The sequence below is a fragment of the Pimelobacter simplex genome, assembly GCF_024662235.1.
Classification (GTDB): domain Bacteria; phylum Actinomycetota; class Actinomycetes; order Propionibacteriales; family Nocardioidaceae; genus Nocardioides.
This window is the reverse complement of sequence record NZ_CP096276.1, coordinates 2,949,202-2,961,544: the sequence shown is the minus strand read 5'-3', so window position 1 is coordinate 2,961,544 and position 12,343 is coordinate 2,949,202. Positions and strand designations below refer to the sequence as shown.

Sequence of the window (12,343 nt, the reverse complement as noted above, 5' to 3'; positions counted from 1 at the left end):
CGGGCGACGGATCCAGGAGGTGGCATGCAGGAGGAGCGCAGGCTCGCCGTGCTGCGTGCGATCGTCGAGGACTACGTGGCGACCGAGGAGCCCGTGGGTTCCAAGACGCTCGTCGAGCGGCACCACCTCAACGTCTCGCCGGCGACGATCCGCAACGACATGGCCGCGCTGGAGGAGGAGGGCTACCTCCACCAGCCGCACACGAGCGCGGGCCGGGTGCCGACCGACAAGGGATACCGGCTCTTCGTCGACCGGCTCTCCACGGTCAAGCCGACCACCTCGGCCGAGCGCCGCGCGATCGCGAGCTTCCTCGACGGCGCCGTCGACCTCGACGACGTCGTGCACCGCTCCGTGCGGCTGCTGGCCCAGCTGACCCGCCAGGTCGCGGTCGTGCAGTACCCGACGCTGTCGCGCTCGACGGTGCGCCACGTCGAGATCGTCGCGCTCACCCCGACCCGCCTGCTGCTGGTGCTCATCCTCAGTTCGGGCCGGGTCGAGCAGCGCGTGGTCGAGCTCGAGGCGGCGCTGGCCGACGACGAGCTGGCCGCGCTCCGCTCGCGGGTCAACCTCGCCGCCACCGGCGAGGTGATCGCCGAGGCCGCGACCGCGCTCGACGCCCTCGTCAAGCCCACCGACGACGGCCGCGCGCCGGCCCCGTCGGCCGCGGCGACCGTGGTGGTCGAGGCGCTGGTCGAGGCGATGAGCGACCACCGCTCCGACGAGCGCGTGATCGTGGGCGGCACCGCCAACCTCGCCCGCTTCGGCGACAGCTTCGAGACCTCGGTGCGCCCGCTGCTCGAGGCGATCGAGGAGCACGTCGTGCTGCTCAAGCTGCTCGGCGAGGCGACGAGCGGCGGCGCGGTCACGGTGCGCATCGGCGCCGAGGGCCCCTTCGAGGAGCTGGCCTCGACCAGCGTCGTCGCGACCGGCTACGGCCCCGACGACGCGCTGGCGGCGCTCGGCATCGTCGGCCCCACCCGCATGGACTACCCAGGAACGATGGCGGCGGTGCGCGCGGTGGCGCGCTACGTCTCGCGCATCCTCGACGAGAGCTGAGAGAGCAACACACGTGAGCCAGGACCCCTACGAGCTGCTGGGCGTCGACCGCGAGGCGGACGCCGACACCATCAAGAAGGCCTACCGCAAGCTGGCCCGGCAGCTGCACCCGGACGTCAACCCCGACCCGGAGAGCCAGGAGCGCTTCAAGCAGGTCACCGCTGCCTACGAGGTGCTCTCCGACCCGCAGAAGCGGGCGGCGTACGACCGCGGCGGCGACATGTTCGGCGGCGGCGGCTTCGGCGGCCAGGGCGCGGGCTTCTCGTTCACCGACATCATGGACGCCTTCTTCGGTGGGGCCGGCGGCGCCCAGGCGGCCGGCCGGGGCCCCCGTCCGCGGGTACGCCGGGGCCAGGACGCCCTGATCCGGCTCGAGGTCGAGCTGGCCGAGGCCGCGTTCGGTGTCTCCCGCGAGCTCAAGGTCGACACCGCCGTGCGCTGCTCGACCTGCAGCGGCGAGGGCACCGCGGCCGGCACCCACCCGGTGCCCTGCGAGACCTGCCACGGCATGGGCGAGGTCGCCCACGTGCAGCGCTCGTTCCTCGGCGAGATCCGCACGCTGCGGCCCTGCGCGGCCTGCCGCGGCTTCGGCACGATCATCCCCGACCCGTGCCGCGAGTGCGCGGGCGACGGGCGGGTCCGCTCGCGTCGTACCCTCACCGTCAAGATCCCGGCCGGCGTCGACAACGGCACCCGGGTCCAGCTCAGCGAGCAGGGCGAGGTCGGCCCCGGCGGCGGCCCCGCGGGTGACCTCTACGTCGAGATCCACGTCGCCGCCCACGAGGTGTTCGAGCGCCACGGCAACGACCTGCACTGCACGGTCTCGGTGCCGATGACCGCCGCCGCCCTCGGGACGACGCTCACCCTGCCCACGCTCGAGGCCGACCTCGAGAGCGGCGCGGACTCCGGGGTCGAGACCTCCTTCGAGCTCGGCGTCCCGGCCGGCACCCAGTCGGGTCACCAGGTCGTGCTGCGCGGCCGCGGCGTCCCCGGCCTGCGCGGCGGGCGCGGTGACCTCGGCGTCACCATCGCCGTCGAGACCCCCTCGCGCCTCGACCCGCGCCAGGAGGAGCTGCTGCGCGAGCTGGCCGCCATCCGCGGCGAGGAGCAGCCGACCGGCGACGTCCGGCCGCCGCACAAGTCCGTCTTCGGCCGGCTCCGCGACGCGTTCACCGCACACTGAGCATGACCCTCCCGCAGCACCTGGTGCCCTCGCTCGAGGCGGTCCGCGCCGGTGACGAGGTCCTCGTCGAGGGCGACGAGGCCCACCACGCGGTCGTCGTACGGCGGCTGCGGGTGGGCGAGGCGCTCCAGCTCGCCGACGGCTGGGGCCGGGTGGCGACCGCCGAGGTGAGCGCGACGACCAAGCGCACCTTCACCGCCGTCGTCACCGAGGTCACCGACCACGCCGAGCCGCGGCCGCGGGTCACCGTGGTCCAGGCGCTGCCCAAGGGCGAGCGCGGCGAGCTGGCGGTCGAGGTGCTCACCGAGATCGGCGTGGCCCGGATCGTCCCCTGGGCGGCGGCGCGCAGCGTCGCGGTCTGGAAGGGCGAGCGCGCCGCGAAGTCGCTGGCCAAGTGGCAGGCCACGGCCCGCGAGGCGGCCAAGCAGTCCCGGCGCGCCTGGCACCCCGAGGTGGTCCCGCTGGCGAGCACCGACGAGGTCGCCGCCCTGGTGGTCGACGCCGACGTGGCGATCGTGCTCCACGAGGACGCCACCGAGCCGCTCGGCGCGCTCGCCCTGCCCGACGACGGCGAGCTGCTCGTCGTGGTCGGCCCCGAGGGCGGGCTGAGCGAGGACGAGGTGGCCCGGTTCGTCGAGGCCGGCGCGGTGTCGGTGCGGATGGGCACCGAGGTCCTCCGTACGTCGACCGCCGGCGTCGCCGCCGTCGCCGCCCTCCTGGTCCGCACGCCCCGCTGGGGCGGCTGAGCCGTCCGGCGCTCGCCTCAGCGGGCGAGCAGCGCCTCGACCCGGGCGATCTCCTCGTCCAGCCCGGCCCGCTCGGCGCGGGTCAGCTCGCGGACCATCTCGACCAGGACGACCCGGCCCTCCTCGGCCCGCCACAGCCCGGTGAACCAGCCGTCGACGTGGACCGACATGGCCTGCGCGCCGTTGACGCCCATCCACAGCCGCCGGTGCTCGGGCTCCATCACCCGGTCGCGGGAGGCGTGGGAGAGCCACAGGTTGTCGTAGGTGCCGAACAGGCGGACCGGCGCCGGGGCGTCCTCGTCGGCGACCGGCGCGCCGGCGACGTCGTAGAGCACCTTGCCGTCCTCGTCCTCGTGCACCTCGAGGTCGTCCATCGCCTTGACGACCGGCCCCAGCCGGGTGATCCCGGACCAGGCCGTGACGTCGGCCGCGGTGCCGGGGCCGTAGGCGCGCAGGAACCGGCGCACGATCGCCGGCACGTCCGGCTCGGCCAGGGGCAGGCCGGTCCAGCGGTCGGCGAGGTCGTAGGCGACCGCGGTCGAGCCGGTCGGCTTCCAGCAGCCGCGCGGCGGGAGCTGGGCGAGGACCTCCGCGACCCGGGCGACCTGGCCCAGCTGGGTGGCGGTGTAGTCCGGGAAGCGCTCCGCGAGGGCGGCGCCGAGGAGGCGCTGGGGGAGCGGCCCGTCGGCGAGGACCTCGTGGACCGCCGCCGAGAACGCGGCGCGGTCGACCTCGCGCGCGGACCCGATCGTCTGGCTGGCCTTGATCTCGCGCTCGCGGACCGGTGCGGCCCAGACCGGCAGGGTCACCGCGTCGTCCGGCAGGTGCAGGTGGACGGTGTCGCGCAGGCTGAGCACCCGGACGAGGGAGCGGTCCTCGATGGCCGCGCTCACCGCGTGCGGGTCGACGTCGGCGATCCGCGCCGCCAGCGACAGGTACGGCGGCAGCGTCTCCTGGGCCTGGAGCCCGACCAGGTGCCCGATCATCTCCGCGGGCGTCAGCGTGGTGCGCTCCAGCAGGTGCTGGCGCAGGAGGAGCGTCCGGTTGAGCCGGGCGCGGGTGAACCTCACTTCACCGTGATCCGCTTGGAGTCCTCGGTCGGGCCGCCGCCCTCGCCGCCCGACGGGTCGTCGGTGCGGGCGATGAACGTGTAGCGGCCCGGGGCGAGCTTGCTGACGTCGACCTCGGTCGACCACGGGTAGAGCTTGTCGGCCCAGCCCTCGGCGGTGGTGAAGCCCTGCTGGACGACCTTGCCGGCGGCGTCCTGGATCTCCCACGGCACGGTCGCCTCGAACGAGCTGGCCCGGCCCTCGGCGGTGAACTTGCCGTCGACGGCGGTGCCCTCGGCGGGCTCGGTGATGTTGACCAGGGCGAGCACGTCGAGCTCGGGGGCGGCGGTGAGGCCCTGGGCGGCGTCGACGCCGAGCAGCGTGGGAGCGGGCTTGCCGTCCTGCTGGACCTGGATCGGCAGGCGGGCGCCGGCGGTGCCCTGGAGGGTGTAGACGAGCTGCTGGACCGCGAGCCGGGCCTGCGCCGGGCTGAGCGAGCCCGCCTGGAGCCAGGAGGCGTCGGGGACCTCGACCACGATCGCGTCGGCGGTCTTGGCCACCGAGGTGAACCGGCCGCCGGGCCAGGTGGTGCGGTAGTCGGGGTCGACCGGCTTGCCGCTGGTCACCGCGGAGGCGGCGGCGACCAGGCGGTCCGCGCCGGAGATCTGGGTGAACTCGCGGTAGAGCCGGTCGCCCTGGGGCGTCTTGGCGACGTAGTAGACCGGGATCGCGCTGGGGTCGCCGCTCGTCGGCACCTCGCTCGGCGCATCGGTCCCGTCGGTGGCCGCGGGCGACGTCGGCGCGCTGGACGACGGCGTGGCCGGCGACTCGGCCGTGGGCTCGTCGTCGCCGCAGCCGGCGAGCAGGCCGAGCGCGAGCACGGCGCCGCCGAGGGTGGCGAGGGTGCGGGGGAGGGCGGAGGTCATGGTCCCGATCCTTTCGTGTGCCGTGGCCAGGTCAGCGGAGGACGAAGCTCCGCGTGTCGATCGCGCCCGACACGGCCTCATCGGGGACGTCGGGCCACGCCAGGAGGTTGTAGCGCCCCCGGGCCAGGTCGCCGACCCCGACCGTCACCTGCCAGGCGAAGTCGGTGACCGGCGTGCGGCCCGACAGCTGAGTGGCGCCGGTCGCGTCGCGCACCTCCCAGGCGACGGTGTCGGCGCGCTCGGCGGAGACCGGCGTGACCTGTCCCCGGACGGCGAGGACGCCGCCGACCTCGAGCCCCTCGACGGGGTCGTTGATGTTGACCGGTGCCTCGACCCGGGTGTTGCGGAGGGCGGGCTGCTCCACCGTGGTCCCGAGCAGCTCGGTGACCGGCGCGCCGGCGTGCTCGAAGGTGACCGGCAGCGGCTGGCCGACCGCGGCATCGGCGGTGTGCACCGCCTGCTGGACGCCGAGCGCCGCGGTGTCGGCGGGGACGTCGGCGGGCGCGTTCAGCGCGACCGCGCCGACCTGGACGGTGATGCTGGTCTGGTCGACGCTGACCGCGGTGAAGGAGCCGTCGGGCCACCCGGTGTCGTAGTCGTTGTCGACCGGGCCCGCGTCGACCTCCATCTGCTGGAGGGCGTCGAGCGTGCGCACCGCGATGTCGTCGGTGGCGGGCAGCGGCTGGAACTCGCGGAAGAGCCGCGGGCCCACGGTGGTCTCGGAGACGAAGTAGACGGCGCCGGGGTACTCGGTGGGACCGGACGCGGCCGGGGCGTCGCGGTCGTCGCGGAAGTCGGCGGCCAGGGCGGTGACGGCGACGACGGCGGCGGTCGCCGTACCGGCGCCGAGGACGACGAGGAGCGGACGGCGCCGGCTGCGCCGGGGCCGCTGGGACGTACGGCGCCGGATCTCGCCGAGCCGGTCGTGCGGGTCGACGTCGGCGACGGCGTCGGAGAACAGGGCGCGGAGCTGGGCGTCCTCGTCGGGGCTCATCGGTCGCCTCCCTTCAGGTCGCGGGCTTCGAGCAAGGGGCGCAGCGCCGCCGAGCCGCGGGAGGCGTGGCTCTTGACCGCGCCGCGGCTGATGCCGAGGGTCTCGGCGATCTCGGCCTCGGAGAGCTCGAGGTAGTAGCGCAGCGCGAGCACCTCGCGCTGGCGCCGGGGGAGCCGCTGGAGCGCGTCGAGCACGAGCTGGCGCCGGCTGTCGGCGAGCACGGGCTCGTCGGCCGCCGGCGCCAGGTCGACGACGTGCTGGCGGGCGAGGTGCCGCTGGACGACGCCGCGGTGGCGCAGCGCCGAGCGGGACCGGTTGACCACGGTCTGGCGCAGGTAGGCCAGCGCCCGGTCAGGGTCGTCGAGGCGTCCCCAGCGCCGGTGCAGCTCGACGAAGGCGTCCTGGGTGATCTCCTCGGCCTGACCCGGGTCGCGCACGAGCAGCACCGAGAGCCGGACCAGCTGGTGCCAGTGGTCCAGGTAGAGGCGCTCGATCGCGAGGTCGACGTCCGTCACGACGGGTCGCTCCGCCTCGGCAGGGAGGTAGGGAGCGCCGAGCACCGCATGGATCGTCACGGTAGTTCCACGCACCACACCGCGTGCCGGTTGACACGCCTTTTCCGGCTGCGACGCAGGTCACCCGGCCTGGGGCGTCTCCACCAGCTGCTCGAAGTAGAGGTCCCGGAGCCGGCGGCGGGCCCGGTAGGCGACGGCCGAGACGGCCGCCGCGTCGCAGCCCAGGAGCGTGGTGAGGTCGCGCGGCGGGCGGCCCTCGACCTCGATCGCCCACAGCACGAGCTGCTGGCGCCGGGTGAGCGCCCGGAACGCCTGGACGAGCAGGTCGCCCTCGTGCACCCACAGGTGGTCGGGCTGGACGGCGCCGGCCTCGGCGATGAGCTGGGGGACGTCGGTCACCCGCACCCGCCCGCGCAGGTGCGTGCGGCGCAGCGCCCGGTTGCGGGCGCTGGCGAGGATGTACGCCCGCACCCCGCGGGTCGGGCCGCCGCCGTCGCGCAGCACGCAGAGCAGGCCGAGGAAGGCCTCGGCCACGGCGTCGTCCTCCTCGCCGGGGATGATCGAGCGCGCGACGCGCAGCGCCGCCGCCCGGTGCCGGCGGAACAGCTCGTCGAAGACGCTCTCGTCGCCCGCGCGCACGCGGTCCGCGATCTCCTCGTCCGTGACCTGCGCTCCGACCTCGTCGACTTCCGTGATCCCCATGTCTGTCCCCCTTGGTGACGGCCCCTCGCGTCGAGTGGCGGACTGTGAGGCTAGGAAGCGCTTTTTCACTTACCGGACGTCGTGGTGTGAAGGCGACGCGGCTGGGGCATGCTCGCGGGCATGGCCCGGAGCACGACGACCTTCGCCGAGGTGCTGAGCACGGCGATGGAGCGTCGCGGCGCGACGCTCGCGTCGGTGCGCGACCGGCTCTCGGAGCGGGGGCACCCGGTGTCCCTGACCGCGCTGTCGTACTGGCGCTCGGGGCAGCGCGAGCCCGAGCGCACGGCGTCGCTGGAGGCGATCCCCGAGCTCGAGGCGCTGCTGGGCCTCGAGGCCGGTGCGCTGAGCCGGCGGCTCTCGGGCCGGCTGCGCCGGCGGGTGGGAGCGGTCGAGCCCTTCAACGAGCTCCTGGGCGACCCCGCGGTCGAGGCCGTGGTCGGTGAGGAGGACGTCTGCCGGGTCTCCTCGCACCTGGTCGTCGACGTGGGCGCGCAGGGGGAGATCCTCCGGGCCCGGGTGCGCCAGGTGGTCGTCGCCGACCGCGAGGGGGTCGACGGAATCACCCTCTTCGTCGGACCCGACACCGGGACCGAGGTCAACGAGACCGAGATGTCCGCCGTCGCCGGCTGCACGATCGGTGAGGTGGTCGACCTCGAGCACGGCATCCGCGGTAGCCGGCTGGTCTTCGAGCGGCCGCTCGCGCTGGGCGAGTCCACCATCACCGAGATCGAGGCCCGCCGGGCGCCGCACCTGGGCCCCGACCTCGACACCGAGTACGCACTCGCCGCCGAGCAGCGGCTCGAGGAGGCGCTGGTCTGGGTCCGCTTCCACCCGGACAAGGTGCCGGCGCGGTGCTGGGTGTTCTTCCTCGAGGGCGGCCTGCGCCACGACTGGCCGGTCGACCTCGACGGCAGCAGCAGCGTGCACTACCGGCAGACGGCGTTCGGCCCGGGCTACCTCGGGGTTCGCTGGGAGTGGTGAGGCCCGCAGGTCCTAGGCTGGCCCGGTGAGTGCCGATCCGGACTGCCTGTTCTGCAAGATCGTCGCCGGTGACATCCCCGGCGACATCGTCCACACGGGGGAGCGCACCGTCGCCTTCCGCGACATCAACCCGCAGGCGCCGCTGCACGTGCTCGTCGTCCCGCGCGACCACGAGCCCGACGCGGCCTCCTCGGCGCACGCGGACCCGGCCATGTTCGCCGAGATCGCGACCACCGCGCGCGCCGTCGCCACCGCCGAGGGGTACGACGACTACCGCCTCGTCTTCAACACCGGAGCCGGCGTCGGGCAGACCGTCTTCCACACGCACTGCCACGTCCTCGCCGGCCGGGCGATGACCTGGCCGCCGGGCTGAGCCCGGCCCTCGTCGCAAACGAGTGGGCGTCGGCGGATCCCTCCCGTAGCATGGAGGGGCCAGTTCGCCGTACTGAAAGGCCGCCCGTCACCGGGCATCCATGACCGACTCGACACCCACCCCGATCACCTCCACCCGGCACACCGTCGTGGTGCCGAACAGCATCGACATGGTCACGCTCTTCGGTCCTGGCGACGAGCACCTCGGCATCATCGAGAAGCGCTTCGGCGTCGAGGTGCACGTCCGCGGCAACCGCGTCACCCTCAGCGGTGACCCCCACGAGCTCCAGCTCGCCGAGCGCCTCGTCGAGGAGCTCGTCGCCATCCTGCGCACCGGCCAGGGGATCACCCCCGAGGTCGTCGAGCGCGTCGAGGCGATGCTGCGCGCCGAGACGGCCACCTCGGAGCGCCCGGCCGACGTCCTCTCGCTCAACATCCTGAGCAACCGCGGGCGCTCGATCCGGCCCAAGACGCTCAACCAGAAGCGCTACGTCGAGACCATCGACCAGCACACGATCACCTTCGGCATCGGCCCGGCCGGCACCGGCAAGACCTACCTGGCCATGGCCAAGGCGGTCCAGGCGCTGCAGGCCAAGCAGGTCAACCGGATCATCCTGACCCGTCCGGCGGTCGAGGCCGGCGAGCGCCTGGGCTACCTGCCCGGCACGCTCAGCGAGAAGATCGACCCCTACCTGCGCCCGCTCTACGACGCGCTGCACGACATGCTCGACCCCGAGTCGGTGCCCAAGCTGCTGGCCGCCGGGACGATCGAGGTGGCGCCGCTGGCCTACATGCGCGGCCGCTCGCTCAACGACTCGTTCATCATCCTCGACGAGGCCCAGAACACCACGCCCGAGCAGATGAAGATGTTCCTGACCCGGCTCGGGTTCGGCTCCAAGATCGTCGTCACCGGCGACGTCACCCAGGTCGACCTGCCCTCGGGCACGACCTCGGGCCTGCGCATCGTCGAGGGCATCCTCGACGGCGTCGAGGACCTCGCGTTCGTGCGGCTCACCAGCCACGACGTCGTCCGGCACAAGCTGGTCGCGCGCATCGTCGCGGCCTACGACGAGTTCGACGCCCAGAAGGAAGCCAAGCGCGAGCTCCGCCAGGACCGCCGGCTCGACAGCAAGAAGGACGACCCCGCGTGAGCATCGAGATCCTCGACGAGTCCGGCAGCGGCCTCGACGTCCAGCACTTCGCGCGGCTCGCGCGGTTCGTGATGGACCAGATGCGCGTCCACCCGCTCGCCGAGCTGTGCATCAAGGCGGTCGACGAGGACACCATTGCCGAGCTCAACGAGAAGTGGATGGACAAGGAGGGCCCGACCGACGTCCTGGCCTTCCCCATGGACGAGCTGCGTCCCGGCCTGGTCAACGAGGAGCCCGAGGAGGGCGTCCTGGGCGACCTGGTCCTCTGCGTCTCCGTGGCCGAGCGCCAGGGGGCGACGGCCGGGCACGGCACGCTCGCCGAGCTCGAGCTGCTCACCACCCACGGCATCCTGCACCTGCTCGGCTACGACCACGCCGAGCCCGAGGAGCACAAGGTGATGTTCGGTCTCCAGGACCAGCTGCTGGCGCAGTGGCGGGCCCAGCCGGACGCATGATCGCCGACAGTCTCTGGCCGCTGGGAGCGGCCGCCGTCCTCGTCGTCCTCGCGGGCCTGTTCGCCGCGGCGGACGCCGCCCTCGCCGGGTTCTCGCGCGCCCGGGCCCACGAGATGCTCAGCGAGGGACGCGGTGGCGCCCAGCGGCTGCTCGCCGTCCTCGACGACGCGCCCCGGCACCTCAACACCGCGCTGCTGCTCCAGCTGCTGAGCGAGATCGCGGCCATCGTCGTGGTCACCCTCTACGTCGACGAGCGCCTCGACGCCTCCTGGTGGGCCCGTGCGGGCGTCGCCCTCGGCGTCATGCTCGTCGTCTCGTTCGTCGTCATCGGCGTCGCCCCCCGCACCGTCGGCAAGCAGCACGCCGAGACGGTCGCGCTCTGGAGCGCCTGGCCGCTGTCGATGCTGACCACCGTCCTCGGCCCGATCCCGCGCCTGCTCATCCTGGTCGGCAACGCGATCACGCCCGGCCGCGGCTTCCGCGAGGGCCCGTTCCAGACCGAGACCGAGCTGCGCGAGCTCGTCGACATGGCCGAGGCCACCGAGCTGATCGAGGCCGACGAGCGCAAGATGATCCACTCGGTCTTCGAGCTCGGCGACACGACCGTGCGCGAGGTGATGGTGCCGCGCGGCGACGTCGTCTACATCGAGGCCCACAAGAACCTGCGCCAGACGATGTCGCTCTTCCTGCGCTCGGGCTACTCCCGGGTGCCGGTGGTCGGCGAGAACCTCGACGACGTGCGCGGCATCGCCTACCTCAAGGACGTCGCCCGCCGTGACTTCGAGGCCCCCGACGTCGAGCTGACCCAGCGCGTCGAGGAGGTCATGCGCCCGGTCCACTGGGTGCCCGAGTCCAAGCCGGTCGACGACCTGCTGCGCGAGATGCAGGCCCGGCGCCGGCACGTCGCCATCGTCGTCGACGAGTACGGCGGCACCGCCGGCCTGATCACCATCGAGGACCTGCTCGAGGAGATCGTCGGCGAGATCACCGACGAGCACGACGAGGCCGAGGTCGAGGTCGAGCAGGTCGGCGACCCTGCGGACGAGTGCGTCCGGGTCTCCTCGCGCTACCCGGTCGACGACCTGGACGAGATCTTCGGCTTCCCCATCGAGGAGGAGGACGTCGACTCCGTCGGCGGCCTGCTCGCCAAGCACCTCGGCCGGGTCCCGATCCCGGGCTCCGTGGTCGAGGCCTACGGGCTGCGCTTCGAGGCCGAGCGCGCGGCGGGACGGCGCAACAAGATCGGCACCGTGCTGATCTCGCGGGTGGCCCCGGCCGCGGCCGAGCTCACCGACGACTGAGCCGCCAGGGGTCCTCGCGCCGCCCGACCGACGGGAAGTGCAGGCCGACCCCCTGGTCGCGGGCGAGCCCGGCGAAGATCTCCATCGTCACGTCGAGGTCGTCGCCCAGGTAGGGCACGCAGCGCAGCGGCCGGTCCAGCGGCCGGAAGAAGTCGTCCCAGTGGATGAGCACGACCTCGCGCGCCCCCACCGTCTCGACCGTCTCGGCCCAGTACTGCCGGATGTAGTCGGGGCTCTGCACGCCCAGCTGGCCGACCCCGAGGTAGGCCACCTCGGCGCTGCGCCCGGCCAGCGAGCCGGGCCGGAACCCGGCGCTGCCCTGGACCAGCGCGGTCCGGCCGCTGTCGTGCTCGACCAGGATCGACCAGGCCTCGCCGCAGCGGTAGGCACCCACCTTGACCGGCGGTACGACGGGCGCGGTGATCGTGCCCGGGAAGCGGTCGGGCGGGCAGTGCTCCGACTCCAGCCAGGTCAGCCGGAAGCCGCCAACGGCCACCGGTTCGCCGGGGACCACGACGGTGACCCGGTCGGCGGGCAGGCCGCCGCCGTGACCGACGTGCGCGGTCGACGTCCCTCCGTAGAGGGTGGCGCCGGTCCGCGCGGCGACGGCCGCGGAGTCCATCGCGTGGTCGTAGTGGGTGTGCACCGGCGCCACCGCGTCGAGCCGGTCGATCCGGGCACTGCGCAGCGCCGCGTCGATCCGGCCCGCGTCGGGGCCGATCCGGCCGAGCAGGACGCGCGGCAGCGAGGGACGGGAGAAGAAGCCGTCGGTCAGCACCGACGTCGTCCCGTCGTCGAGCAGCAGCGTCGCCACGCCGAGGAAGGTCACCCCGAGCCCGTCGTCGCTCTGGGGCAGGCCGAACCGGTCGGCGTACCGGCGGATGTCGGGGCGACCCAGGCGCAGGCGCATCG

14 protein-coding genes are annotated in these 12,343 nt (G+C 73.8%); 8 read left to right on the top strand and 6 right to left on the bottom strand.

All coding sequences use genetic code 11. The features are described 5' to 3' along the window. Positions 1-24 precede the first annotated feature (24 nt). The 3 genes from hrcA to M0M48_RS14550 are packed head-to-tail and all read left to right on the top strand — an operon-like array spanning position 25 to position 2,985. Complete coding sequence (gene hrcA, locus M0M48_RS14560; protein WP_215816853.1) at positions 25-1,056, top strand: heat-inducible transcriptional repressor HrcA; 1,032 nt, start codon at positions 25-27, stop codon at positions 1,054-1,056. A gap of 13 nt (positions 1,057-1,069) precedes the next feature. After that, complete coding sequence (gene dnaJ, locus M0M48_RS14555; RefSeq protein ID WP_215816852.1) at positions 1,070-2,239, top strand: molecular chaperone DnaJ; 1,170 nt, start codon at positions 1,070-1,072, stop codon at positions 2,237-2,239. A 2-nt stretch (positions 2,240-2,241) separates the two neighbouring features. Then, entirely contained in the window at positions 2,242-2,985 is a 744-nt protein-coding gene (locus M0M48_RS14550; protein WP_215816851.1) for a 16S rRNA (uracil(1498)-N(3))-methyltransferase, read from the top strand. 17 nt (positions 2,986-3,002) lie between these two features. On the opposite strand, the gene M0M48_RS14545 is transcribed toward M0M48_RS14550, so the two are convergent. From M0M48_RS14545 to M0M48_RS14525, 5 genes are read right to left on the bottom strand one after another with little or no spacing between them, the layout of a single operon-like run. Further along, positions 3,003-4,055 carry a winged helix DNA-binding domain-containing protein gene (locus tag M0M48_RS14545; RefSeq protein WP_257751694.1) on the bottom strand — a complete coding sequence of 351 codons (1,053 nt, stop codon included), beginning with the start codon at positions 4,053-4,055 and terminating at the stop codon, positions 3,003-3,005. Then, positions 4,052-4,960, bottom strand: a complete 909-nt coding sequence (locus M0M48_RS14540; RefSeq protein WP_257751693.1) for a Gmad2 immunoglobulin-like domain-containing protein — start codon at positions 4,958-4,960, stop codon at positions 4,052-4,054. The genes M0M48_RS14545 and M0M48_RS14540 overlap by 4 nt, the downstream gene beginning before the upstream one ends. A 31-nt stretch (positions 4,961-4,991) precedes the next feature. After that, the gene (locus tag M0M48_RS14535) at positions 4,992-5,954 is read right to left on the bottom strand and encodes a hypothetical protein (protein WP_257751692.1); all 963 of its coding nucleotides are present in this window, start codon (positions 5,952-5,954) and stop codon (positions 4,992-4,994) included. Beyond that, positions 5,951-6,529: an RNA polymerase sigma factor gene (locus M0M48_RS14530; protein WP_257751691.1), complete on the bottom strand. Its 579-nt coding sequence runs from the start codon at positions 6,527-6,529 to the stop codon at positions 5,951-5,953. The genes M0M48_RS14535 and M0M48_RS14530 overlap by 4 nt, the downstream gene beginning before the upstream one ends. Positions 6,530-6,589: 60 nt before the next feature. Continuing rightward, positions 6,590-7,171, bottom strand: coding sequence for an RNA polymerase sigma factor (locus M0M48_RS14525; RefSeq protein ID WP_215816847.1), 582 nt, complete (start codon positions 7,169-7,171; stop codon positions 6,590-6,592). Between the two features lie 120 nt (positions 7,172-7,291). Between M0M48_RS14525 and M0M48_RS14520 the strand changes: the two genes are divergently transcribed. The 5 genes from M0M48_RS14520 (at position 7,292) to M0M48_RS14500 (ending at position 11,431) form a co-directional block, all read left to right on the top strand. Next, the gene (locus tag M0M48_RS14520; RefSeq protein ID WP_257751690.1) at positions 7,292-8,152 is read left to right on the top strand and encodes a hypothetical protein; all 861 of its coding nucleotides are present in this window, start codon (positions 7,292-7,294) and stop codon (positions 8,150-8,152) included. 25 nt (positions 8,153-8,177) lie between these two features. Beyond that, positions 8,178-8,525: an HIT domain-containing protein gene (locus tag M0M48_RS14515; protein WP_215816845.1), complete on the top strand. Its 348-nt coding sequence runs from the start codon at positions 8,178-8,180 to the stop codon at positions 8,523-8,525. Positions 8,526-8,625: 100 nt separating this feature from the next. After that, the gene (locus M0M48_RS14510; protein ID WP_257751689.1) at positions 8,626-9,675 is read left to right on the top strand and encodes a PhoH family protein; all 1,050 of its coding nucleotides are present in this window, start codon (positions 8,626-8,628) and stop codon (positions 9,673-9,675) included. After that, positions 9,672-10,130, top strand: coding sequence for an rRNA maturation RNase YbeY (ybeY, locus tag M0M48_RS14505; protein WP_257751688.1), 459 nt, complete (start codon positions 9,672-9,674; stop codon positions 10,128-10,130). Before M0M48_RS14510 ends, ybeY begins: the two co-directional genes overlap by 4 nt. Then, complete coding sequence (locus tag M0M48_RS14500; protein ID WP_257751687.1) at positions 10,127-11,431, top strand: hemolysin family protein; 1,305 nt, start codon at positions 10,127-10,129, stop codon at positions 11,429-11,431. Before ybeY ends, M0M48_RS14500 begins: the two co-directional genes overlap by 4 nt. On the opposite strand, the gene M0M48_RS14495 is transcribed toward M0M48_RS14500, so the two are convergent. Next, positions 11,418-12,341: an MBL fold metallo-hydrolase gene (locus tag M0M48_RS14495; protein ID WP_257751686.1), complete on the bottom strand. Its 924-nt coding sequence runs from the start codon at positions 12,339-12,341 to the stop codon at positions 11,418-11,420. The genes M0M48_RS14500 and M0M48_RS14495 overlap by 14 nt on opposite strands. Positions 12,342-12,343 lie beyond the last annotated feature (2 nt).

Coding starts and splice junctions, on each gene's coding strand:
- M0M48_RS14500 (WP_257751687.1), top strand. CDS start 10,127: ATGATCGCCGACAGTCTCTGGCCGCTGGGAGCGGCCGCCGTCCTCGTC.
- M0M48_RS14510 (WP_257751689.1), top strand. CDS start 8,626: ATGACCGACTCGACACCCACCCCGATCACCTCCACCCGGCACACCGTC.
- M0M48_RS14550 (WP_215816851.1), top strand. CDS start 2,242: ATGACCCTCCCGCAGCACCTGGTGCCCTCGCTCGAGGCGGTCCGCGCC.
- hrcA (WP_215816853.1), top strand. CDS start 25: ATGCAGGAGGAGCGCAGGCTCGCCGTGCTGCGTGCGATCGTCGAGGAC.
- M0M48_RS14520 (WP_257751690.1), top strand. CDS start 7,292: ATGGCCCGGAGCACGACGACCTTCGCCGAGGTGCTGAGCACGGCGATG.
- M0M48_RS14540 (WP_257751693.1), bottom strand. CDS start 4,960: ATGACCTCCGCCCTCCCCCGCACCCTCGCCACCCTCGGCGGCGCCGTG.
- M0M48_RS14535 (WP_257751692.1), bottom strand. CDS start 5,954: ATGAGCCCCGACGAGGACGCCCAGCTCCGCGCCCTGTTCTCCGACGCC.
- M0M48_RS14525 (WP_215816847.1), bottom strand. CDS start 7,171: ATGGGGATCACGGAAGTCGACGAGGTCGGAGCGCAGGTCACGGACGAG.
- M0M48_RS14495 (WP_257751686.1), bottom strand. CDS start 12,341: ATGCGCCTGCGCCTGGGTCGCCCCGACATCCGCCGGTACGCCGACCGG.